The 21,727-nt window shown below is 69.4% G+C and carries 19 protein-coding genes and 3 tRNA genes; 4 read left to right on the forward strand and 18 right to left on the reverse strand.

Features of this window, described 5'->3' with window-relative positions:
- Positions 1-48: 48 nt before the first annotated feature.
- A complete protein-coding gene (locus ACGWYL_RS03605; protein ID WP_395486464.1) occupies positions 49-1,158 on the forward strand; it encodes a hypothetical protein in 1,110 nt (369 codons plus the stop codon).
- A gap of 136 nt (positions 1,159-1,294) precedes the next feature.
- Positions 1,295-2,452: an acyltransferase family protein gene (locus ACGWYL_RS03610; protein ID WP_395486465.1), complete on the forward strand. Its 1,158-nt coding sequence runs from the start codon at positions 1,295-1,297 to the stop codon at positions 2,450-2,452.
- 66 nt (positions 2,453-2,518) lie between these two features.
- On the opposite strand, the gene ACGWYL_RS03615 is transcribed toward ACGWYL_RS03610, so the two are convergent.
- The 10 genes from ACGWYL_RS03615 to ACGWYL_RS03660 form a co-directional block, all read right to left on the reverse strand.
- A complete protein-coding gene (locus ACGWYL_RS03615) occupies positions 2,519-6,343 on the reverse strand; it encodes a DNA-directed RNA polymerase subunit beta' (protein ID WP_269303758.1) in 3,825 nt (1,274 codons plus the stop codon).
- Positions 6,344-6,384: 41 nt separating this feature from the next.
- Positions 6,385-9,927: a DNA-directed RNA polymerase subunit beta gene (locus tag ACGWYL_RS03620; protein WP_179422705.1), complete on the reverse strand. Its 3,543-nt coding sequence runs from the start codon at positions 9,925-9,927 to the stop codon at positions 6,385-6,387.
- 366 nt (positions 9,928-10,293) lie between these two features.
- Entirely contained in the window at positions 10,294-10,686 is a 393-nt protein-coding gene (rplL, locus tag ACGWYL_RS03625) for a 50S ribosomal protein L7/L12 (RefSeq protein WP_179422703.1), read from the reverse strand.
- 57 nt (positions 10,687-10,743) lie between these two features.
- Complete coding sequence (rplJ, locus tag ACGWYL_RS03630; protein ID WP_179422701.1) at positions 10,744-11,379, reverse strand: 50S ribosomal protein L10; 636 nt, start codon at positions 11,377-11,379, stop codon at positions 10,744-10,746.
- A 216-nt stretch (positions 11,380-11,595) separates the two neighbouring features.
- On the reverse strand, positions 11,596-12,435 hold the full coding sequence (locus ACGWYL_RS03635) for a hypothetical protein (RefSeq protein ID WP_269303761.1): 840 nt from the start codon (positions 12,433-12,435) through the stop codon (positions 11,596-11,598).
- A 98-nt stretch (positions 12,436-12,533) separates the two neighbouring features.
- The gene (gene rplA, locus ACGWYL_RS03640) at positions 12,534-13,250 is read right to left on the reverse strand and encodes a 50S ribosomal protein L1 (protein WP_179422697.1); all 717 of its coding nucleotides are present in this window, start codon (positions 13,248-13,250) and stop codon (positions 12,534-12,536) included.
- A gap of 73 nt (positions 13,251-13,323) precedes the next feature.
- A complete protein-coding gene (rplK, locus tag ACGWYL_RS03645; RefSeq protein WP_179422695.1) occupies positions 13,324-13,755 on the reverse strand; it encodes a 50S ribosomal protein L11 in 432 nt (143 codons plus the stop codon).
- Positions 13,756-13,837: 82 nt separating this feature from the next.
- On the reverse strand, positions 13,838-14,605 hold the full coding sequence (nusG, locus tag ACGWYL_RS03650) for a transcription termination/antitermination protein NusG (protein ID WP_395486466.1): 768 nt from the start codon (positions 14,603-14,605) through the stop codon (positions 13,838-13,840).
- Positions 14,606-14,621: 16 nt separating this feature from the next.
- Positions 14,622-14,843: a preprotein translocase subunit SecE gene (gene secE, locus ACGWYL_RS03655; protein ID WP_179422693.1), complete on the reverse strand. Its 222-nt coding sequence runs from the start codon at positions 14,841-14,843 to the stop codon at positions 14,622-14,624.
- A 42-nt stretch (positions 14,844-14,885) separates the two neighbouring features.
- Positions 14,886-14,958, reverse strand: a tRNA-Trp gene (locus ACGWYL_RS03660).
- 139 nt (positions 14,959-15,097) lie between these two features.
- Here ACGWYL_RS03660 and ACGWYL_RS03665 point away from each other — a divergent pair.
- Together ACGWYL_RS03665 and ACGWYL_RS03670 are read left to right on the forward strand one after the other, a co-directional pair.
- Positions 15,098-16,129 carry an adenosine deaminase gene (locus tag ACGWYL_RS03665; RefSeq protein ID WP_179422691.1) on the forward strand — a complete coding sequence of 344 codons (1,032 nt, stop codon included), beginning with the start codon at positions 15,098-15,100 and terminating at the stop codon, positions 16,127-16,129.
- A complete protein-coding gene (locus ACGWYL_RS03670; protein ID WP_179422689.1) occupies positions 16,126-16,638 on the forward strand; it encodes a DUF4190 domain-containing protein in 513 nt (170 codons plus the stop codon). The genes ACGWYL_RS03665 and ACGWYL_RS03670 overlap by 4 nt, the downstream gene beginning before the upstream one ends.
- 16 nt (positions 16,639-16,654) lie before the next feature.
- Here ACGWYL_RS03670 and ACGWYL_RS03675 read toward each other — a convergent pair whose 3' ends face one another.
- From ACGWYL_RS03675 to ACGWYL_RS03710, 8 genes are all read right to left on the reverse strand, one after another.
- Positions 16,655-17,677, reverse strand: coding sequence for a UDP-N-acetylmuramate dehydrogenase (locus tag ACGWYL_RS03675; RefSeq protein ID WP_179422687.1), 1,023 nt, complete (start codon positions 17,675-17,677; stop codon positions 16,655-16,657).
- Between the two features lie 89 nt (positions 17,678-17,766).
- Positions 17,767-17,937 (reverse strand): 50S ribosomal protein L33, encoded by a 171-nt coding sequence (gene rpmG, locus ACGWYL_RS03680; RefSeq protein ID WP_179422685.1) that lies wholly within the window; start codon positions 17,935-17,937, stop codon positions 17,767-17,769.
- A gap of 70 nt (positions 17,938-18,007) precedes the next feature.
- Positions 18,008-18,081: transfer RNA gene (locus tag ACGWYL_RS03685), tRNA-Met, on the reverse strand.
- A 29-nt stretch (positions 18,082-18,110) separates the two neighbouring features.
- Positions 18,111-18,183, reverse strand: a tRNA-Thr gene (locus ACGWYL_RS03690).
- An 86-nt stretch (positions 18,184-18,269) separates the two neighbouring features.
- Positions 18,270-19,295 carry a quinone-dependent dihydroorotate dehydrogenase gene (locus tag ACGWYL_RS03695; RefSeq protein ID WP_395486467.1) on the reverse strand — a complete coding sequence of 342 codons (1,026 nt, stop codon included), beginning with the start codon at positions 19,293-19,295 and terminating at the stop codon, positions 18,270-18,272.
- A gap of 127 nt (positions 19,296-19,422) precedes the next feature.
- Complete coding sequence (locus tag ACGWYL_RS03700) at positions 19,423-19,941, reverse strand: hypothetical protein (protein WP_395486468.1); 519 nt, start codon at positions 19,939-19,941, stop codon at positions 19,423-19,425.
- On the reverse strand, positions 19,938-20,801 hold the full coding sequence (folP, locus tag ACGWYL_RS03705; RefSeq protein WP_179422681.1) for a dihydropteroate synthase: 864 nt from the start codon (positions 20,799-20,801) through the stop codon (positions 19,938-19,940). The genes ACGWYL_RS03700 and folP overlap by 4 nt, the downstream gene beginning before the upstream one ends.
- A complete protein-coding gene (locus ACGWYL_RS03710; RefSeq protein ID WP_395486469.1) occupies positions 20,798-21,712 on the reverse strand; it encodes a glucosyl-3-phosphoglycerate synthase in 915 nt (304 codons plus the stop codon). The genes folP and ACGWYL_RS03710 overlap by 4 nt, the downstream gene beginning before the upstream one ends.
- Positions 21,713-21,727 lie beyond the last annotated feature (15 nt).

Consider the following 21,727-nt stretch of genomic DNA (forward strand, 5'->3'; position numbering starts at 1 on the left):
ACGGCACCGGCTACCCTTGACTTCTCCTACTACCTGGCAAGGGGATCGATGCGCCGTCTGACCGCCGCCATCGCCGCGACGGCGGCGATCCTGACGCTGTCGAGCTGCACCACCGACGCCGGCGTGCCCAGCGCCGACCGGACGACCGTGCCGCCGGAGATCGACTCGCACGAGTCCGGCCCGGCCAGCCCGATCGCGTACGGCCTGAGCGTGCCCGCCGGCGCCACCCAGCTGGGCCCGCTCGTCCGCTACCGCAGCGAGCGCCTCATCGCGGCGTACAAGCCCGAGCTCGATGCCGTGCGCGCCGAGCAGGCGCTGGAGGAGGCGGAGGAGGCCGAGGAGCAGGGCACCGAGGCCACCGAGACGCCGACCCCCACCCCCACGATCGACAACCGGCCCGAGGGCGACTTCTTCGAGGACCTCGAGGACCCGCCGAAGCCCGACACCTTCGTGTCGCTCATGCGCATCGACGGCAACCCCACGCTCGTGGTCCGCCGCCTGCTGGCCGAGCTGTCGGTGCTGCTGCCGGAGGCCGGCATCGTCACCGACGACCTCTCGGCCTACTGCAAGGCCAGCGACCGCCGCGTCACCGGTTGCTCGCTCGACGCCTCGGGCACCACGCCGGGCGGCCGCGACCTGCGCGTCCGGATGAGTGTCGATCCCGGCGACGTGTCCACCCGCACCGGCAACTTCGCCTCGCTCGAGCGCCCCGTCATGCGCCTCGACGTCGCCTACGTCGGCGACCCGCGCGCCGGCCAGGAGGACCGGACGCCCGAGGACCTCGACAACCCGCCGCGCATCGAGGACACGGCCGAGAAGACCGACTGGATCTGGCCCAAGATGGACGAGGACGCCTCGGTCGACGAGCCCGTCATCGACGGCTTCTCGCCGCCGTCCAGCGCCACCGTCCTGCTGTCGGGGCAGCGCCCGCCGTTCGCCACGATGACCACGCTGCGGGCGTCGATCGCCACCGAGGTCGCCGAGAGGTTCACCAGCGAGCGCATCGAGGGCACCGTCCAGCGCGACGTGATGGCCGACCTCAACGAGGTCGTCATCTCCACGTGGGGCACCGGGGCCGACGGTCGCGAGGTCCGCACCGTGCACACGCTGTCGGCACGCGGCAACTACCTCTCGCTGTTCCTCAACCCCGCGTCCTGAGGCCTCGATCGCTCAGGCTGTCGAGGGACGGCTGAGCCTCTAGGGTTGAGGCGATGAGCGAGCGTCAGCGAGTGAACGATGCAGAGGCCCGAATCGCGCCTCCGGCCTACCCTGCGCTTCGTGAGGCGGTGGCGCGATGAGTCGTCTCGATCCGCTGCCGGTCAGCACCTCTGCACCCAAGGAGCGCGTCGCCTACCTCGACAACGCGCGGTACTGGGTCATGCTCCTGGTCGTCATCGGCCACTCCCTGACCGAGCTGGTGGTGATGGACTCCGCCCGCGGCGTCTACACGTGGATCTACCTGTTCCACATGCCGTTCTTCGTGCTGATCTCGGGCTACACGGCTCGTCACTACGTGGGCGACTTCCGCCAGATCCGGCGCATCGTGTCGACCCTGATCGTGCCGTACCTCATCGTCGAGACCGGCCTGCAGCTGATCACCCGCCACTACGACGGCGAGCCCGAGCACTTCATGATCCTGTCGCCGCAGTGGCTCGGCTGGTTCCTGGCCGCCCTGTTCATCTGGCGTCTGACGACTCCCATCTGGCGGGCCCTGAAGTACCCGATCACCACCGCCGTGCTGATCTCCCTGCTCGCCGGCCTCATCGAGATCCCCAACGTGCTGGCGCTGCCGAAGGTCCTCGGCCTGCTGCCGTTCTACGTCATCGGGCTGCACTTCGACCGCGAGGTCTTCCTGTGGCTGGGTCACGCGCGCAACCGCATCGTCGCGGCGGTGCTGCTGGGCGGCTCCTTCGTCGTCTGCCTGGCGTTCGCGCAGTCCTGGGCCGACCGCTGGCCGCTCACGACGTGGCTGCTGTGGAAGGCCCGCTACGACGAGCTCGGCGCGGGTCCGCTCGAGGGCATCGCGATCCGGGCGCTGCTGCTCGTGATCGCCTTCGTGCTCACGCTGGCCGCCCTCTCGCTCGTGCCGCGGGGCCGCTCGTGGACCACGACGATGGGCGGGCGCACCTTCTACTGCTACCTGCTGCACGGCTTCGTCATCCTGTGGCTCGACCGTCACTTCGACCTGTGGCAGCGCATCGAGCCCTACGGCGCCACCGCCGTGCTGGGCTGCATCGCCACCGCGACGATCGTGGCCAACCTGCTCATGACGAAGCCGGTCGCCACGGTGTTCCGCCCGATCTTCGAGCCGCGACTGACGTGGATGTTCCGCGACCCGAGCGAGGACACCCAGCACCTCCCGGGCGATCACCCCGACGTGTGGGACCGCGGCGTCGAGCGCACCCTCCCCCGCCGTGCGCACCGGCCGCCGAGTCACCACCACCTCCGCTGAGCCCGGCGCCTCCGCCCGGGCATGACGAAGGGGCCCTGCCGATCGGCAGGGCCCCTTCGCGTTGACTCAGCTGTCGAAGCTGAAGTCGTAGTCGTCCAACGCCACCGGCGCCGCGTCCGAGGCTCCGAACTGGTAGTCGAAGCTGTCGTAGCCCGTGACCGCGTAGGCGTTCTGACGCGCCTCCTCGGTGGGCTCGACCCGGATGTTGCGGTACCGCTCCAGGCCGGTGCCGGCCGGGATCAGCTTGCCGATGATGATGTTCTCCTTCAGACCGCGCAGCGAGTCCGACTTGCCCTGGATCGCGGCCTCGGTGAGGACGCGGGTCGTCTCCTGGAAGGAGGCGGCCGACAGCCAGGACTCGACGGCCAGCGAGGCCTTCGTGATGCCCATCAGGACAGGACGGCCCGAGGCGGGGGTGCCGCCCTCGGCCACGACGCGACGGTTCTCCTCCTCGAAGATCGCGCGGTCCGCGAGATCGCCGGGGATGAGCTTGGCGTCACCCTGCTCGATGACCGTCACGCGACGGAGCATCTGGCGCACGATGATCTCGATGTGCTTGTCGTGGATCGCCACGCCCTGGCTGCGGTAGACCTCCTGGACCTCGTCCACGAGGTGCTCCTGCGCCTTGCGGACACCCAGGATGCGCAGGACCTCCTGCGGATCGGGCGTACCGTGCGTGAGCTGCTGACCGACCTCGACGGAGTCGTTGTCCTGGACCAGCAGGCGCGCACGCTTGGTGACCGGGTACTCCATCGGCTCGGCGCCGTCGTCGGGCGTGACCACGATCTTGCGACCCTTGTCGGTGTCGTCGATCGTGATGCGGCCCGCGGCCTCGGTGATCGGGGCCTTGCCCTTGGGCTGACGGGCCTCGAAGAGCTCCACGACGCGCGGCAGACCGTGCGTGATGTCGTCACCGGCCACACCACCGGTGTGGAAGGTACGCATCGTCAGCTGGGTGCCGGGCTCACCGATCGACTGGGCCGCGATGGTGCCGACGGCCTCGCCGATGTCGACGAGCTTGCCGGTGGCCAGCGAACGGCCGTAGCACTTGGCGCAGGTGCCGGTCTTGGCGTCGCAGGTCAGGACCGTGCGGACCTTGATCGTCTCCACACCCGATGCGATGAGGTGGTTGATCTCGACGTCGCCGAGGTCCTCACCCGCACCGACCAGGACCTCGCCCGACTCCGGGTGGACGATGTCCACCGCGGCGTTGCGGGCGTAGGCCGACGTCTCGACGTTCTCGGCGGCGACGAGGGTGCCGTCGTCGAGACGCGTCGCGATCACCTTGGGCAGACCACGCTCGGTGCCGCAGTCCTCCTCGCGGATGATGACGTCCTGGCTGACGTCGACCAGACGACGGGTCAGGTAGCCCGAGTCGGCCGTGCGCAGCGCGGTGTCGGCCAGGCCCTTGCGAGCACCGTGGGTCGCGATGAAGTACTCGACGACCGACAGGCCCTCGCGGTAGTTCGCCTTGATCGGGCGCGGGATGATCTCGCCCTTCGGGTTGGCGACCAGGCCTCGCATGGCGGCGATCTGACGCAGCTGCATCATGTTGCCTCGCGCACCGGAGTTGACCATCATCCAGATCGGGTTGTCCCCGCTGGCCTTGAACATCTCCTCCATCGTGCCCGCGACCTCGGCCGTGGCCTGGGTCCAGATCTCGATGAGCTCCTGGCGACGCTCGTCCTCGGTGATGAGACCGCGGTCGAACTGCTGCTGAACCTTGGCGGCCTGACCCTCGTACTTCTCGAGGATCTTGCCCTTCTCCTCGGGGCTGACGACGTCGTCCATCGAGATCGTCACGCCCGAGCGGGTCGCCCAGTGGAAGCCGGCGTCCTTCAGGTTGTCCAGCGCGACGGCCACGTCGACCTTGCTGTAGCGCTCGGCGAGGTCGTTGACGATGACGCCGAGCTCCTTCTTGCCGACCTGGAAGTTGACGAACGGGTAGTCCTGCGGCAGGGCGTCGTTGAAGATCGCGCGGCCGAGCGTGGTCTCGCGGATCTCGCCGTCGATGCGGATCTTCACCTTGCTCTGCAGCGTGATCTCGCCACGCTCGAACGCCATCGTCGCCTCGGCCGGCGAGCTGAACGCACGACCCTCGCCCACGTGACCGTCACGGTCCAGGGTCAGGAAGTACAGGCCGATGATCATGTCCTGGGTGGGCATGGTCACCGGACGGCCGTCCGACGGCTTGAGGATGTTGTTCGTCGAGAGCATCAGGACGCGGGCCTCGGCCTGCGCCTCGGCGCTCAGCGGCAGGTGCACGGCCATCTGGTCACCGTCGAAGTCGGCGTTGAAGGCCGAGCAGACGAGCGGGTGGATCTGGATGGCCTTGCCCTCGATGAGCTGCGGCTCGAACGCCTGGATGCCCAGACGGTGCAGGGTGGGCGCGCGGTTCAGCAGCACGGGGTGCTCGGTGATGACCTCTTCGAGGACGTCCCACACGACCGGGCGGGCCCGCTCGACCATGCGCTTGGCGCTCTTGATGTTCTGCGCGTGGTTCAGGTCGACCAGACGCTTCATCACGAACGGCTTGAACAGCTCGAGCGCCATCTGCTTGGGCAGACCGCACTGGTGCAGCTTGAGCTGCGGGCCGACGACGATGACCGAACGGCCCGAGTAGTCGACGCGCTTGCCGAGCAGGTTCTGACGGAAGCGACCCTGCTTGCCCTTGAGCATGTCGGAGATCGACTTCAGCGGACGGTTGCCCGGACCCGTGACGGGACGGCCACGACGGCCGTTGTCGAACAGCGAGTCGACGGCCTCCTGCAGCATCCGCTTCTCGTTGTTGACGATGATCTCGGGCGCGCCGAGGTCGAGCAGTCGCTTGAGGCGGTTGTTGCGGTTGATCACGCGGCGGTACAGGTCGTTGAGGTCGGAGGTCGCGAAGCGGCCACCGTCGAGCTGGACCATCGGGCGCAGCTCCGGCGGGATCACCGGGACGGCGTCCAGGACCATGCCCGCCGGGTTGTTCTCGCTGCCCATGAAGGCCGAGACGACCTTGAGGCGCTTGAGGGCACGCGTCTTGCGCTGGCCCTTGCCCGTGGCGATGATCTCGCGCAGCGACTCGGCCTCGGCCTGGAGGTCGAAGTCCTGGAGGCGCTTCTGGATCGCCGCGGCGCCCATGAAGCCCTCGAAGTACTTGCCGAAGCGGTACTGCATCTCGCGGAAGAGCAGCTCGTCACCCTCGAGGTCCTGGACCTTGAGGTTCTTGAACCGGTCCCAGACCTCCTGGATGCGCGCGATCTCACGGTCGTGACGGTCGCGCAGCTGGCCCATCTCGCGCTCGGCCGCGTCGCGGACCTTGCGCAGCTCGGCCGCCTTGGCGTCCTCGGCCTCGAGCGCCGCGACGTCCTCCTCGAGCTTGACGGCCCGAGTGTTGATCGCGTCGTTCTTGCGGTTCTCGATCTGGTCGATCTCCTGACGGATCCGACCCTCGAGGCTGTCGAGGTCGCGGTGACGCGCGTCCTCGTCGACCGAGGTGATCATGTAGGCCGCGAAGTAGATGACCTTCTCCAGGTCCTTCGGGGCCAGGTCCAGCAGGTAGCCCAGCCGGCTCGGCACGCCCTTGAAGTACCAGATGTGCGTGACCGGGGCGGCGAGCTCGATGTGGCCCATCCGCTCACGGCGCACCTTGGAGCGGGTCACCTCGACGCCGCAGCGCTCACAGATGATGCCCTTGAAGCGCACGCGCTTGTACTTGCCGCAGTAGCACTCCCAGTCCCGGGTGGGACCGAAGATCTTCTCGCAGAAGAGTCCGTCACGCTCGGGCTTGAGCGTGCGGTAGTTGATCGTCTCCGGCTTCTTGACCTCGCCGAACGACCAGTTGCGGATGTCGTCGGCGGTCGCGAGACCGATCTTGAGCTGATCGAAGAAGTTCACGTCGAGCACGGTGTCTTCTTTCCCTTTCGAAAGGTGTGTGGAGTCCGGACTCAGAGCTCGTCGACGGACGACGGCTCGCGGCGGGACAGGTCGATACCGAGCTCCTCGGCGGCGCGGAAGAACTCCTCCTCGGAGTCCTTCATCTCGACGGCGGTGCCGTCGGCCGAGAGCACTTCGACGTTGAGACACAGCGACTGCATCTCCTTGACGAGAACCTTGAACGACTCCGGGATGCCCGGCTCGGGAACGTTCTCGCCCTTCACGATGGCTTCGTACACCTTGACGCGGCCGACGATGTCGTCGGACTTGATCGTCAGCAGCTCCTGCAGCGCGTACGCGGCGCCGTAGGCCTCGAGGGCCCAGACCTCCATCTCACCGAAGCGCTGGCCACCGAACTGGGCCTTACCGCCGAGCGGCTGCTGGGTGATCATCGAGTACGGGCCGGTCGAGCGCGCGTGGATCTTGTCGTCGACCAGGTGGTGCAGCTTCAGCATGTACATGTAGCCGACGCTGATCGGATCCGGGAACCGCTCGCCGGTGCGACCGTCGAACAGGCGCGCCTTGCCGTCGGGGCCGACCATGCGGTCGCCGTCGCGGTTCGGACGCGTGTTGGACAGCAGACCGGAGATCTCGTCCTCGCGAGCACCGTCGAACACCGGGGTGGCGATGTTCGTGTTCGGGTCGGCCGAGTCGGCACCGATCTTGCGCAGGCGCTCGGCCCACTCCTCCTTGGTGGAGTCGGGGACCTCCCAGCCGGCCTTGGCGATCCACCCGAGGTGGGTCTCCAGGACCTGGCCCACGTTCATGCGGCCGGGCACGCCGAGCGGGTTCAGGACGATGTCGACCGGCGATCCGTCCTCGAGGAACGGCATGTCCTCGACGGGCAGGATCTTGGCGATGACGCCCTTGTTGCCGTGGCGGCCGGCGAGCTTGTCGCCGTGGCTGATCTTGCGCTTCTGGGCCACGTAGACGCGGACCAGCTGGTTCACGCCGGGGCTCAGCTCGTCACCCTCGGACGCGTCGAAGACGCGGACGCCGATGACGGTGCCGGACTCGCCGTGCGGGACCTTGAGCGACGTGTCGCGCACCTCGCGCGCCTTCTCGCCGAAGATCGCGCGGAGCAGGCGCTCCTCGGGGGTCAGCTCGGTCTCGCCCTTGGGCGTGACCTTGCCGACGAGGATGTCGCCGTTGCCGACCTCGGCGCCGATGCGGATGATGCCGCGCTCGTCGAGGTTCGCGAGGGTCTCCTCGCTGACGTTCGGGACGTCGCGCGTGATCTCCTCGGGGCCCAGCTTGGTGTCGCGGGCGTCGACCTCGTGCTCCTCGATGTGGATCGAGGTCAGCAGGTCGTCCTGGACGACGCGCTGGGACAGGATGATCGCGTCCTCGTAGTTGTGACCCTGCCAGGGCATGAAGGCGACGAGCAGGTTGGTGCCCAGCGCCATCTCGCCCTCGTCGGTGCAGGGACCGTCGGCCAGCGGCGTGCCGACCTCGACCCGCTGGCCCTCGCGCACCAGCGGACGCTGGTTCGTGCAGGTGCCCTGGTTCGAGCGACGGAACTTCGCCAGGCGGTACGTGGTGTACGTGCCCTCGTCCTCCATGATCTCGACGAGATCGGCGGAGACCTCCTTGACGACGCCGGCCTTCTTGGCGACGGTGACGTCGCCGGCGTCGACGGCGGCACGGAACTCCATGCCGGTGCCGACCAGGGGCGCGTCGTTGCGGATCAGCGGCACGGCCTGACGCTGCATGTTGGCGCCCATGAGCGCGCGGTTCGCGTCGTCGTGCTCGAGGAACGGGATCAGCGCGGTCGCGACCGACACCATCTGGCGCGGCGAGACGTCCATGTAGTCGACCTCGCCTGCCGGGCGGAGCTCGGCCTCGCCGCCACGCTGGCGCACCAGCACGGCGTCCTCGGCGAACGTGCCGTCCTCGTTGAGGACCGAGTTCGCCTGCGCGACGATGTAACGGTCCTCGTCGGTGGCGGTCAGGTAGTCGATCTGGTCGCTGACCTTGCCGTCGACGACGCGGCGGTACGGCGTCTCGACGAAGCCGAACGGGTTGATGCGTCCGAACGACGCGAGCGAGCCGATCAGACCGATGTTCGGGCCCTCGGGCGTCTCGATCGGGCACATGCGGCCGTAGTGCGACGGGTGGACGTCGCGGACCTCGTAGCCGGCGCGCTCACGCGACAGACCACCCGGGCCGAGGGCCGACAGACGACGCTTGTGCGTCAGGCCCGCGAGCGGGTTGTTCTGGTCCATGAACTGCGACAGCTGGCTGGTGCCGAAGAACTCCTTCAGCGCCGCCGTGATCGGACGGATGTTGATCAGGGTCTGCGGCGTGATCGCCTCGACGTCCTGGGTCGTCATCCGCTCGCGCACGACGCGCTCCATGCGGGCCAGGCCGGTGCGGAGCTGGTTCTGGATCAGCTCGCCGACCGTGCGCATGCGACGGTTGCCGAAGTGGTCGATGTCGTCGGCCTCGACCGGGACGGTGCCGGCCGGGGTCTCGAGCTCGGTGGCGCCGTCGTGGAGGGCCACGACGTAGCGGATCGTGGCGACGATGTCGTCGAGCGTCAGCGTCTGCTGGTCGAACGCGGCGTCGGTGCCGAGCTTCTTGTTGATCTTGTGGCGACCGACCTTGGCCGTGTCGTACCGCTTCGGGTTGAAGTAGTAGTTCTCCAGCAGGGTCTGCGCGGCCTCGACGCTCGGCGGCTCGCCCGGACGCAGCTTGCGGTAGATGTCGATGAGCGAGCGGCGGGTGACCTCGGCGTCGACCATCTCGTTGGTGACGGCGGTGTCGCGGGCCTTCTTCTCGAGCTCCTCGCGCACGATCTCGCTGCGGACGGAGTCCTTCTCCATCGTGATGCGGATCGACTCGTACTGGCCGAACTCCTCGACGATGCGCTCCTCGGTGAACCCGAGGGCCTTGAGGAGCATCGTGACGGACTGCTTGCGCTTGCGGTCGAGACGGACGCCGACGATGTCGCGCTTGTCGATCTCGAACTCCAGCCACGCACCGCGCGACGGGATGACGCGCGCCGTGAAGATGTCCTTGTCGGACGTCTTGTCGGGGGTGCGCTCGAAGTAGACGCCCGGCGAGCGGACGAGCTGGGAGACGACGACACGCTCGGTGCCGTTGATGATGAAGGTGCCCTTGTCGGTCATGAGCGGGAACTCGCCCATGAAGACGGTCTGGCTCTTGATCTCGCCGGTCTCGTTGTTCATGAACTCGGCGGTGACGAACAGGGGGGCGGCGTACGTGACGTCGCGGTCCTTGCAGTCCTCGACCGAGTACTTCGCGGGCTCGAAGCGGTGGTCGCGGAAGGACAGGCTCATCGTCTCGGAGAAGTCCTCGATGGGGCTGATCTCCTCGAAGATCTCCTCCAGGCCGGACTTGCCGGAGACGTCGTTGCGCCCGGCGGCCAGATCGGCCTCGACGCGCTCGCGCCAGGCATCGCTGCCGATCAGCCAGTCGAAGCTGTCGGTCTGCAGGGAGAGAAGCTCAGGAACCTCGAGCGGTTCGGCGATCTTCGCGAACGAGATGCGCGAGGTGGTGTTCGTGGGTGCGGCGGTACGCGAGGCGGCCAAGAGAAGTCCTTCCGAAGGAACTCGCATGCGGTGAACGTGGCGGTTCTGTACTCTTCAGTTGTCGTCGAGCGGCTCGTGCCGCTCCACCACACGGCTGGTGCCGTGTGCGCGCACGCTTCGGGAGCCCCGTCAAGTCCTGCACACAGCGAGCAGGACGGAACCAGGGCATGACAAAGTGGGCGCGAACCTCAAGCCTATCGCGCCGACACTCCGATATCAACCCCGGGTCTTGACATCGGCGCGATGATCGGGAACGATCATTCGTTTCCCCTTTGCTCCCGGCGAATTCGACACTCCCCCGGAAACGGCGAAGACGCCCGTCCCCCGAGGGGAACGAGCGCCTTCGCGCGAGCAGTCAGCCGAAGATCACTTGAGGGTGATCGTGGCGCCGGCGGCCTCGAGGGCCTCCTTGGCCTTGTCGGCGGTCTCCTTGTTGACACCCTCGAGGACGGCCTTGGGGGCGCCCTCGACGAGGTCCTTGGCCTCCTTCAGACCCAGGCTCGTGAGGCCACGGACCTCCTTGATGACCTGGATCTTCTTGTCGCCGGCCGACTCGAGGACGACGTCGAACTCGTCCTTCTCCTCAGCGGCGGCGGCGTCGCCGCCACCAGCGGCGGGAGCGCCCGCGGCAGCCACGGCCACCGGAGCGGCGGCGGTGACCTCGAAGGTCTCCTCGAACTGCTTCACGAACTCCGAGAGCTCGATCAGCGTCATCTCCTTGAAGGCATCCAACAGCTCGTCGGTGCTCAGCTTCGCCATGATTGGCGTCCTTTCTGCAATGAGACCCCGAGGGGGTCCCGATGGGAATCGGGCGGTTCAGCCCTCGGTGACGTCGGTCTCGACGTTCTCGGTGTCCGACTCGGCCGCGGGGGCCTCGTCGGCGGGTGCCTGCTCGGCGGTCTCGGCGGCGGGAGCACCCGCAGCCAGGACCGACGGATCGGCTTCGGCCTTCGCCTGCAGCGCCGCGATGGTGCGGGCCGCCTGCGACAGCGGGGCGTTGAACAGCCCCGCGGCCTTGGCCAGGTTGGCCTTGAGGCCACCAGCGAGCTTGGCGAGGAGGACCTCGCGCGACTCGAGGTCGGCCAGCTTGTTGATCTCGTCGGCGGAGAGCGTCTTCCCCTCGAGGAAGCCGCCCTTCAGGACGAGAGCGGGGTTAGCCTTCGCGAAGTCGCGCAGACCCTTCGCCGCATCGACCGGATCGCCCGTGATGAAGGCGATCGCGGTGGGACCGGTGAGCAACGACTCGTCGAGCTCGAGGCCGGCATCCCTCGCGGCGATCTTGGTCAGCGTGTTCTTGGCGACGGCATAGCTCGCGGCATCGCCAAGCGCGCGCCGCAGATCCTGCAGCTGCTTGACGTTGAGGCCGCGGTACTCGGTGAGCACCGCGCCGTTGGACTCGCGGAAGCTGTCCGCGAGCTCGGCGACGGCTGCTGCCTTGTCCGGGCGTGCCATGGGTCTCCTTCACTGTCATGCGAAGACCACCTGCACGAGAAGAGCGTCCCGTGCCACTGGCACAGGACGCTCGTGTGAACGCAGGGACGAACCCTGATCTGCACCTGCGCAGGTCGCCCTCTCGGGCACTTCGGGTGACTCGTGGGAGACACCACCGGCGGTCTTCGGCTCGTCCAGTCTAGGCGGCCGCCGGTGGTTCCTCCAAATCGGGGTCGCTCAGCCCTCGCGCGTGGGGTCGGCGGTCGGGAACGCGCCGAGGCCCTTCATGTCCGAGATCTCGTCCTTGGCCGGGGCCTCGACCTCGACGGGCTCACCCCACTTGCTCCAGGTGATGGTGCTCTCGGTGCCGGCCAGGTCCATCGTCATCTTGCGCAGGAGGTCGTCGGCGCCGACGTGCATGACGTAGCGCAGCTCCTTCGGCATCGACTTCGGCAGCTGCTGGCCCTGCTCCTCGAGCACCTTGGCGGTGTCGACCGCGACCTCGATCCTCGTCGTGTCGACGCCGTCGACCTGGCCGCCGTCGCCCTGGTTGTCGAACTCGACCAGCGCGGACTTGAAGGTCTCCAGCTGCGCCGTGGGGTCGGCCTGGTCGGCCATCGAGCCGTACTGCCTCGCCAGCGGGCTGTCGGGATCGGTGAGGTCGATCTTGGCGTACTTGCCGCCGGTCATCTCGCCCATCTTGAGGTACATCACGCCCTCGACCAGGCGCAGGTCCATCGTCATCGCGCCCATGTCCATCGTGAGGTGCGAGGCGGAGTCGGTGACCGACTCGGCCATCTGCACGTCGCCGTTCATCGTGATGGACTGGCCGCCCATGCCGGAGGTCATCTCCATGTGAGCGCTGCCGGCCTCGAGCTGGGCCGCGCTGAGGCGCTCGACGAAGTTGTCCTGCGTGAGCTCGCCCTCGGCCGGAGCCGCGGCCGGCTCCTTCGCGGCGGCCGCGGCGCTGGGGCCGTCGGAGGCGGCCGGCGTGGTGTCACCGTCCCCGGAGCCGCCACAGGCGGAGGTGAGTGCCAGCAGGCCGGCGGCGAGCGAGATCCCGAGCGTCTTCCTCATGCCGCCGACCCTACCCGGCGGGCCCCACCCGCCCTGCATGCGAACGCGACGACGCCGCCCTCGCGAGGAGGACGGCGTCGTCGGGTGAACGTGAAGGCTCAGGCCTCCTCGTCGACCGCCCAGTTGCGCGAGCGCGAGGGGTCGACCGGGATGCCGGGGCCGTTCGTGGTGGAGATCGTGGCGCGCTTGATGTAGCGGCCCTTCGAGCTGGCCGGCTTGAGACGCAGGATCTCCTCGATGGCGGTGCCGTAGTTCTCGGCGAGCTGCTCGGCCGAGAACGACGCCTTGCCCACGATGAAGTGGACGTTGGCGTGACGGTCCACGCGGAACTCGATCTTGCCGCCCTTGATGTCGCCGACGGCCTTGGCCACGTCGGTGGTGACGGTGCCGGTCTTGGGGTTCGGCATCAGGTTGCGGGGGCCGAGGACACGACCGAGGCGGCCGACCTTGCCCATCATGTCGGGCGTGGCGACGACGGCGTCGAAGTCGAGCCAGCCCTCGTTGATCTTGTCGACGAGCTCGTCGGCACCGACGAAGTCGGCACCGGCCTCACGAGCGGCATCGGCGTTGGCGCCGGTGGCGAAGACCAGGACCCGGGCGGTCTTGCCGGTCCCGTGCGGCAGGTTGACGGTGCCACGCACCATCTGGTCCGCCTTGCGGGGATCGACGCCGAGACGCACGACGGCGTCGACGGTCGAGTCGTACTTGGTGGAGCCGGACTCCTTGGCCAGGGTGGTGGCCTGGAGCGGCGTGTAGAGCGCGTCGCGGTCGATCTTCTCGGCGACGGCGCGGTACGCCTTGCTGCGCTGTGTCATGACTGGCTTCTCTCTCTGTACCAGGTGTGGTGCGGGCCCAGCTGGCCCTTCCACGGGGGATGTTCGGGGTGGTTCAGCCGTCGATGGTGACGCCCATGGAGCGGGCGGTTCCCTCGACGATCTTCATGGCGCCGTCGATGTCGTTGGCGTTGATGTCGGGCATCTTCGTCTGGGCGATCTCGCGCACCTGATCCTTGGTGAGCTTGCCGACCTTGTCCTTGTTCGGGACGGACGAGCCCTTCGACAGGCCGGCGGCCTTCTTGATCAGCTCGGCGGCCGGCGGCGTCTTCGTGATGAAGGTGAACGAGCGGTCCTCGTAGATCGTGATCTCGACGGGGACGACGTTGCCGCGCATGGACTCGGTCTGGGCGTTGTACGCCTTGCAGAAGTCCATGATGTTGACGCCGTGCGGGCCGAGCGCGGTGCCGACGGGCGGCGCCGGGTTGGCCTGGCCGGCCTGCAGCTGCACCTTGACGACAGCTGCGACCTTCTTCTTGGGAGGCATTTCGGGTCCTTCTAACTGGTTGTGCGTTCTGTGTCGGTCACCGCTCGAACGGCTCGGCGACCGACCTTTGATCGCGGGGCGATCAAACCTTCTGGATGTAGTCGAACGGCAGCTCGACCGAGGTCTCGCGACCGAAGATCTCGACGAGGCCCTTGACCTTCTGGCCCTCGAGGTTGATCTCGGTGATCGTCGCGTGCAGCGTGGCGAACGGCCCGTCGATGACGAGGACCGAGTCGCCGGCGGCGAAGTCGCTGAACTCGACCTTGGCGGGCGCGCTCTGCTGCGGCTCGGCGGTGGCGGTGGCCTCCGCGGCGACCTCGGCCTCGACGGCCGGGGCGAGCATCTTCTCGACCTCGGACAGGCTCAGCGGCACCGGCTGGTGCGCGTTGCCGACGAATCCGGTGACCGACGGCGTGTGGCGCACGACGCCCCACGAGTCGTCGGTGAGGTCCATGCGGACGAGCACGTAGCCCGGGAGCACGGTGCGCTTGACGAGCTTGCGCTGGCCGTTCTTGATCTCGGCGACCTCTTCGGTCGGCACGACGATCTCGTGGATGTAGTCCTCGGCGTTGAGCGCGACCTTGCGGTTCTCGAGGTTCTGCTGGACGCGCTTCTCCATGCCGGCGTACGTGTGGATCACGTACCAGTCGCCGGGCTGGCTCCAGAGGCGGTCGCGGAACTCCTGCAGGGGGTCGACGGACTCCTCGTCGGCCGCGTCGGCCTCGGAGGTCTCGGTCGCGGCGTCGGCGGCCTCGTCCGCGCCCTCGGCGTCGGGGGTCTCGTCGGACGACGGCTCGTGCGCGGACGTCTCGTCCACGGGCGCGTCGGTCTCGTCGAATTCGGAGGTCAAGATGTCAGTCCTTGGTCTAGGCGAAGATGGCGAACGCGGCCTTGCCGAACGCGTAGTCCAGTGCGGAGACGAACGCCATCATGATCAGCACGAAGACGAGCACGACGAAGAAGTAGTTGACGACCTGCGGACGGGTCGGCCACACCACCTTGCGCAGCTCGGCGACCACCTGGCGGTAGAACGTGAGCGGGGACGTGCGCTTGGTGCGCGTCCCGGCCAGTTCGTGATTCTCGCTCACGGTGCTCCTTCGTCGAACGGTGTCGGCTCACCGCCGACCTTGCAGGGCACGAGGGACTTGAACCCCCAACCTTCGGTTTTGGAGACCGATGCGCTGCCAGTTGCGCCAGTGCCCTTTCGCCCGGTTCCGGGCATGACGAAACAGGGTGAGTTTCGCCGGTTTCGTCAAGTGTACGCGGCCGGGCCACGAATGCGAAACCGGGCTTCCCCGGTGTCCCCCGAGCCCCTCTCCCACGGCCGTGACACGATGGCCGCGTGCGGCCCCTGACGACTCTTCCCAAGGCTCACCTGCACCTGCACTTCACCGGGTCGATGCGTCACGGCACGCTCATCGAGCTGGCCGAGCGCGACGGCGTGCACCTGCCCTCGGCGCTCGTCGAGGAGTGGCCGCCGCAGCTCTCCGCCGCCGACGAGAAGGGCTGGTTCCGCTTCCAGCGACTCTACGACGTGGCGCGCTCGGTCCTGCGCACGGAGGACGACGTGCGCCGCCTCGTGCGCGAGGCCGCCGAGGACGACCTCGCCGACGGCTGCGTGTGGACCGAGATCCAGGTCGACCCTTCCGGCTTCGCCGCGCGCTTCGGCGGCATCACCGCGTTCACCGACCTCGTGCTGGACGCGGTGCGTGACGCCTCGGCCTCGACCGGCCTGGGGATGAGCCTCATCGTGGCGGCCAACCGCACGCGGCACCCGATGGACGCGCGCACCCTGGCCCGCCTCGCGGCGCAGTACGCGGGCCGCGGAGTGCACGGATTCGGGCTCTCCAACGACGAGCGGCGGGGCGACACGGCCGCGTTCGGCCCGGCGTTCCGCATCGCCGACCGCGCGGGACTCGTGCTGGCGCCCCACGGTGGCGAGCTGCGCGGGCCCGACCACGTGCGCCAGTGCCTCACCCACCTCGCGCCCCACCGGCTGGGCCACGGCGTGCGGGCGGCCGAGGATCCCCGGCTGCTGGAGACGATCGCGAACGCCGGGATCGGCCTCGAGGTGTGCCCTGCCTCCAACGTCGCGCTCGGCGTCTACGCCACGATCGACGAGGTCCCGGTGCGCGACCTGCTCGAGGCCGGGGTCGACGTCGCCCTCGGCGCCGACGACCCCCTGCTGTTCGGCACCCGCCTCGCGGGCCAGTACGCCCTCCTGCGCGCCGCGCAGAACTTCAGCGACGAGGAGCTCGCCGAGCTGGCCCGGCGGTCGCTGCGCGCCTCGCACGCCCCGGACGACCTGCGCGCCTCCGCCCTCGCGGGTGTCGAGGCCTGGCTGACCGACGCACGTGGAACGATGGCGCCATGAGCGACAACCAGCCGCCGTACCCCGGCGATTCCTCGGGTCAGCAGCCGAACGACCCCACCCCGGGCCCCGAGCAGCCCGGACACTCCGGACAGCCCGCGTACCCCGGCCAGCAGCCCTACGGCGCCCAGCCCGGCCAGCCGTACCCCGGTCAGCAGCAGTGGGGCGCGCCCGGCCAGCAGCAGTGGGGCGCTCCCCCGCCCAAGCACCCCAAGGCCACCCTCGTGCTCATCCTGGGCATCCTGGGCCTCATCGTGTGCGGCGTCCTGGCGCCCTTCGCCTGGGTGATGGGCAACCGCGCCGTCGCCGAGATCGATGCGAACCCGGGCGTCTACGACGGTCGCGGCGAGGCGCAGGCCGGCCGCATCCTGGGCATCATCGGCAGCGTCCTGCTGATCATCGGCGTCGTGGTGTTCGTCTTCGTGATCGTGCTGATCATGATCGGCGTCGCGTCGTCCTCGACCAGCACGTCGGACTACTCCGACCTCTCGCTGATCTCGCTGTTCTCCTGAGTGCCGTCGGCGCCGGCTACAGGTCGGCGCCGACGAGCACCGGCTCGTTGACGAGCCGGATCCCGAACTCCCGCTGCACCCCGTCGCGCACCTCGCGCGCCAGGTCGAGCAGCTCGGCCGTGGTGGCGCCCCCGCGATTGGTGAGGGCCAGCACGTGCTTGCCGGAGAGGCCCACGGGGCCCCGGCTGAACCCCTTCTCGAAGCCCGCGTGATCGATGAGCCATGCGGCACTGGTCTTGACCGACCCGTCGGGCTGCTCGAAGCGCGGAGCGCCCTCGGGCAGCGCCGCGGCCTCCTGCGCCGAGAGGATCGGGTTGGTGAAGAACGACCCGGCGCTCCACGTGTCGTGGTCGTCGGCGTCGAGCACCATCCCCTTGCCCCGCCGCAGCGCCAGCACCGTCTCGCGGACCTGCGCCAGGCGCGCCCTGGCGCCGACCTCGACGCCGAGGTGGCGGGCCAGCTCGGCGTAGCGCACGGGGGCGCTGAGCGCGCCGGCGAAGCGCAGCTGGAAGGCGACCGTGAGCACGACGAAGCGGCCGGGCTCGTCCTTGAAGCGGCTGTGCCGGTAGGCGAAGCCGAGGTCGGTGAACATGAGCGTGCGGACGCGCTGCTCGACGCGGTCCCACGTGCGGACGCTGACGATCGTGTCGGCGACCTCCTGGCCGTAGGCGCCCACGTTCTGGATCGGGGTGGCACCGACCGAGCCGGGGATGCCGGCGAGGGCCTCGACGCCCTCCCAGTCCTGCGCGACGGCGTGGGCGACGAACCCGTCCCAGCTCTCGCCGGCGGCCACGGTGACCATCGCGCCGCTGCACGCGTCGGCCGAGACCTCGATCCCGCGCGTGCGGATCAGCACGACGGTGCCCTCGAAGCCGTCGTCCGCGACGACGAGGTTGCTGCCGCCGCCGACCAGCAGGACGGGCTCGCCGGCCTCGTCGGCCGAGCGGACGGCGGCGATCAGCTCGTCCTCGGTGGTGGCCTCCACGACCTCTCGGGCCGGGCCTCCCAGGCGCAGCGTGGTGACCTCGGACAAGTGCATGCCGGTGACGCTAGCAGGCGGCTTCGGGAGGCCTGACAAACGTCGACGACCCCCGTGCCCAGGGGCACGGGGGTCGTCGGAAGTCGGGTTCAGCGCGTCTCGCGGTGCGCCTGGTGGGCGTCGCAGCGCGGGCAGTACTTCTTGACCTCGAGGCGGTCGGGATCGTTGCGACGATTCTTCTTCGTGATGTAGTTGCGTTCCTTGCACTCAGTGCAGGCCAAGGTGATCTTGGGACGAACGTCGGAGCTCTTGCTGGCCACGGTGTGCCTCTTCTGGTCGGTGCCCCGCCCGTTCCCGGGCGGGTGATGTGATGCTGACTTGCCGGTTCGGTAGCTGGGGCGGGGCTCGAACCCGCGACCTCACGATTATGAGTCGTGCGCTCTGACCAACTGAGCTACCCAGCCACGGAGTTGCGAGTCGCCTCGCTCCTCAGAGCCCCTTTACGGAATCGAACCGTAGACCTTTTCCTTACCATGGAAACGCTCTGCCGACTGAGCTAAAGGGGCAAGCCGACAAGTAAAGATACCGGGTCAGGTGCCGGGTTCCCAAATCGGGGTGGGCACGTCGTCGCGCGACCCCGGGATCGCAGGGATTATCGGGCGGCTCGGGCGAGTCGGGAGGGCCACGACGGGCCCCCGTAGATGAAGCCCGTGTACGCCTGGACGAGGTCGGCGCCGGCCTCGATCCGGGTCCTCACGTCGGCCTCGCCGGTGACCCCGCCGACGCCGATCAGCGTGAGTCCCTCACCGGCCCGCGCGCGGATCCGGCGCAGCACCTCGGTGGCGCGCTCGGCGAGGATCGGCCCGGACAGGCCACCGGCGCCCGCGGCGTCGACCACCTCGCGCGACGTGCGCAGCGCGTCGGGCCGGGCGATCGTCGTGTTGGTGGCGCTGATGCCGTCGAGACCGAGCTCGAGGACGAGGTCGGTGACCTGGTCGATGTCCTCGTCGGCGAGGTCGGGCGCGATCTTCACCACCAATGGCACGCGGCGGCCGTGGTTGCCGTCAGCGACGGCCTTGACCGCAGCCAGGATCGGCTCGAGCGACTCGACGGCCTGCAGGTCGCGCAGCCCGGGCGTGTTCGGGCTCGAGACGTTGACGACGAGGTAGTCCGCGTAGGGCGACAGCAGGCGCGCACTCTCGACGTAGTCCTGCGCGGCACGCTCGGCGGGGACGACCTTCGTCTTGCCGATGTTGACGCCGATGACGGCCCGCTGCCCGGCGGCGGTCCCGCGCAGGCGGTGCAGGCGCGCGGCCACCTGGGCCGCGCCGTCGTTGTTGAAGCCCATGCGGTTGACGATCGCGTGGTCGTCGACGAGCCGGAACAGGCGCGGGCGCTCGTTGCCGGGCTGCGGGCGGGCGGTGACCGTGCCGATCTCGACGTGGCCGAAGCCCAGCGCCAGCAGGCCCAGGACGCCGCGCGCGTTCTTGTCGAAGCCGGCGGCGAGACCGAAGCGGTGCGGGAACTCCACGCCCATGACGGTGACGGGGCTCGGCTCGACGCGGTAGGCCAACGAGGTCAGCGGGCGACCTGCGCGGATCGCGGCGAAGGCACGCTCGTGGATCCGCTCGGGATCCATGCGGGCGAAGACGGTGTCGAAGAGCGCGTCGTAGGCCACGGCGACCACCCTAGGCCACCGCCGACCTCACCCCTCCGGTGCGCGAGATCTGTGGCACTGTCCACCCTTTTCGCGCCGGATCTGCCCGAAACCAGTGGATGCCGCTACAGATCTGGCTGACCGGAGGTCAGTGGAGCCAGGCGACGACCCACCAGAGGACGCCGTAGGGAGCGTCGGCGTAGGGGACGGAGACCCGCCAGCCGTCGCCCAGCTGTTCGCCGAGGTCCACCAGCGGCTCGATCCCCGACGCCCAGAGCTCGGCGCCGAGCTGCGGATCCAGCGCCGAGAGCCGCGAGCCGTCGCCGGAGCGCAGCGCGAGGTCGACGGTGTCGTCGAAGTCCAGCGCGCGCTCGTCGAAGTGCCCGGGTGCCTTCTCGCCGCGCTTCGCGGTGCCGTTGGCCATGACGAGCAGCACCTCGGCGCCGTCCTCGACCCGACCCGTGAAGCCGGCCGCGTCGAGCAGGGCTCGCGCCACCTCGGGGGCGAAGGGGTCGTCACCGACGACCGAGACCGCCTCGACGCCGCGCGTGCTCGCCTGCACCGCCGCGACGGCGGAGACGCGGAGCTCGGCCACGGGGTCCTCGAGGCTCGCGTAGCGCGGCAGCAGCGCGGGCACGGGCGGCAGCACGACGAGTCGGCGGATCACGCGAGACCTCGGATCGCCCGGGCGGGCGGACGGCGCCCCGCGATCGTCCACGCCATGTCGACGACCTGGCGCGTCTCGGGCACCTGGTGCACGCGGTAGACGCGCGCCCCGGCCGTGGCGGCGACGGCGGTGGCCGCGAGCGTGCCCAGCAGGCGCTCTCCGACCGGCGCGTCGAGCGTCTCGCCGACGAAGTCCTTGTTCGACAGCGAGACGAGCACGGGCCAGCCGGTGTCGACCATCTCGCCGAGCCGTCGAGTGACCTCGAGCGAGTGGAACGTGTTCTTGCCGAAGTCGTGGGCCGGGTCGATCAGGAGGCTCTCGCGGGCGACGCCGAGCGAGACGGCGCGCTCGGCCTGGGCCACCGTGGAGGCGATCGCGTCGGCGACCACGTCGTCGTACTCCAGCCGGTGCGGCCGGGTGCGGGGCGTGACGCCGCCGGTGTGCGTGCAGACCATCGCGACGTCGAACTCGGCGGCGACCTCGGCCAGGCCAGGGTCGGCACCGCCCCAGGCGTCGTTGAGCAGGTCGGCGCCGGCCTCGCAGACGGCACGGCCGACTTCGGCACGCCACGTGTCGACGCTGATCACGACGCCGGGGAACGCCGATCGCACGCGCTCGACGAAGCCGACGACGCGGCGCTTCTCCTCGTCCGCGTCGATCTCTACGCCGGGTGCCGCCTTGATGCCGCCGATGTCGACGATCTCTGCGCCCTCCTCGACGACCTGCTGCACGCGGTCGAACGCGGAGTCCTCGGCCCACGTGGCGCCCTTGTCGAAGAACGAGTCGGGGGTGCGGTTGACGATCGCCATCATCAGCGTGGCGTCGTCGGCGAAGGTGTGGCGGCCGAGGCGCAGGGTCATCGTGCGACCTCCGCGGCCGGCGGGCGCTCGGAGAGGTCGACCTCGCGCGCGATCTCCTCGAGACCGCGGAACTGGTGGAGCACGACGCGATCCTCCCCCACGCGGGCGTCGGAGCGCGACAACACGGCCGCGGTGAGCTGCACCGCCATGGGTCCGAGGTCCTGCAGCGACTGGTGCGAGTGGGCGCGGCGGCCGAGGTCGACCTGCGCGACCGCGTCGAGGCCGAGGCGGTCGGAGACGTCGATGAGGGCCGCGAGGTCGACGCCGTAGCCGACCGGGACGTGGAGGGTCTCATAGACCGAACGGCGCACCGCCCACTCCCCCGCGAGCGGCTGCACCACGCGGCCGAGGTGCGGTCGGGCCAGCGCGAGCAGCGGACGGGCGACGAGCTCGGTGGCGCGACCGCCGCCCTGCGGGTCGTCGGCGGCGCCCGCGCGGAACGGCCGCTCGTAGAAGCCCTTGACGAGGGCGACCCCCGGGTCCGTGAGCAGCGGGCCGAGCAGGCCGGTGACGAAGTGCGTGTCCCACTCGGTGAGGTCGGCGTCGACGAACGCGAGGACGTCGCCCGTGGTGACGAGCTGCGACTTCCAGATGGACTCGCCCTTGCCGGCACGGTGGCCGAGGTCGGGGCGGATGTCGGCGAGGGAGTGGACGCGGGCACCTGCCTCCGCCGCGATCCGGGCCGTGTCGTCGGTCGAGCCGCCGTCGACGACGACGAGCTCGTCGACGAGGTCGGAGTCGCGGACGAATGCGTCGTGGATCCGGCCCACGACGTCGCCGACCGTGGCGGCCTCGTTGACCGCGGGGATCACGAGGCTGACGCGGGTGCCCGTCGCGCGCTTGGCGTCGAGCAGCCCGTCGAGGTCCCACGGACGCCGGAACGTGCGCCGGTCGAACCACGTGTCTGCCACGCGTTCACCGTACTC

This window comes from Aeromicrobium sp. JJY06 (assembly GCF_044069275.1).
Taxonomy (GTDB): domain Bacteria; phylum Actinomycetota; class Actinomycetes; order Propionibacteriales; family Nocardioidaceae; genus Aeromicrobium; species Aeromicrobium tamlense.

What these genes read in the sequence shown, in the direction of transcription:
- ACGWYL_RS03605 (WP_395486464.1), top strand. Translation starts at nt 49, where the DNA reads ATGCGCCGTCTGACCGCCGCCATCGCCGCGACGGCGGCGATCCTGACG.
- ACGWYL_RS03610 (WP_395486465.1), top strand. Translation starts at nt 1,295, where the DNA reads ATGAGTCGTCTCGATCCGCTGCCGGTCAGCACCTCTGCACCCAAGGAG.
- rplL (WP_179422703.1), bottom strand. Translation starts at nt 10,686, where the DNA reads ATGGCGAAGCTGAGCACCGACGAGCTGTTGGATGCCTTCAAGGAGATG.
- rplJ (WP_179422701.1), bottom strand. Translation starts at nt 11,379, where the DNA reads ATGGCACGCCCGGACAAGGCAGCAGCCGTCGCCGAGCTCGCGGACAGC.
- ACGWYL_RS03635 (WP_269303761.1), bottom strand. Translation starts at nt 12,435, where the DNA reads ATGAGGAAGACGCTCGGGATCTCGCTCGCCGCCGGCCTGCTGGCACTC.
- rplA (WP_179422697.1), bottom strand. Translation starts at nt 13,250, where the DNA reads ATGACACAGCGCAGCAAGGCGTACCGCGCCGTCGCCGAGAAGATCGAC.
- rplK (WP_179422695.1), bottom strand. Translation starts at nt 13,755, where the DNA reads ATGCCTCCCAAGAAGAAGGTCGCAGCTGTCGTCAAGGTGCAGCTGCAG.
- ACGWYL_RS03670 (WP_179422689.1), top strand. Translation starts at nt 16,126, where the DNA reads ATGAGCGACAACCAGCCGCCGTACCCCGGCGATTCCTCGGGTCAGCAG.
- ACGWYL_RS03675 (WP_179422687.1), bottom strand. Translation starts at nt 17,677, where the DNA reads ATGCACTTGTCCGAGGTCACCACGCTGCGCCTGGGAGGCCCGGCCCGA.
- folP (WP_179422681.1), bottom strand. Translation starts at nt 20,801, where the DNA reads ATGACCCTGCGCCTCGGCCGCCACACCTTCGCCGACGACGCCACGCTG.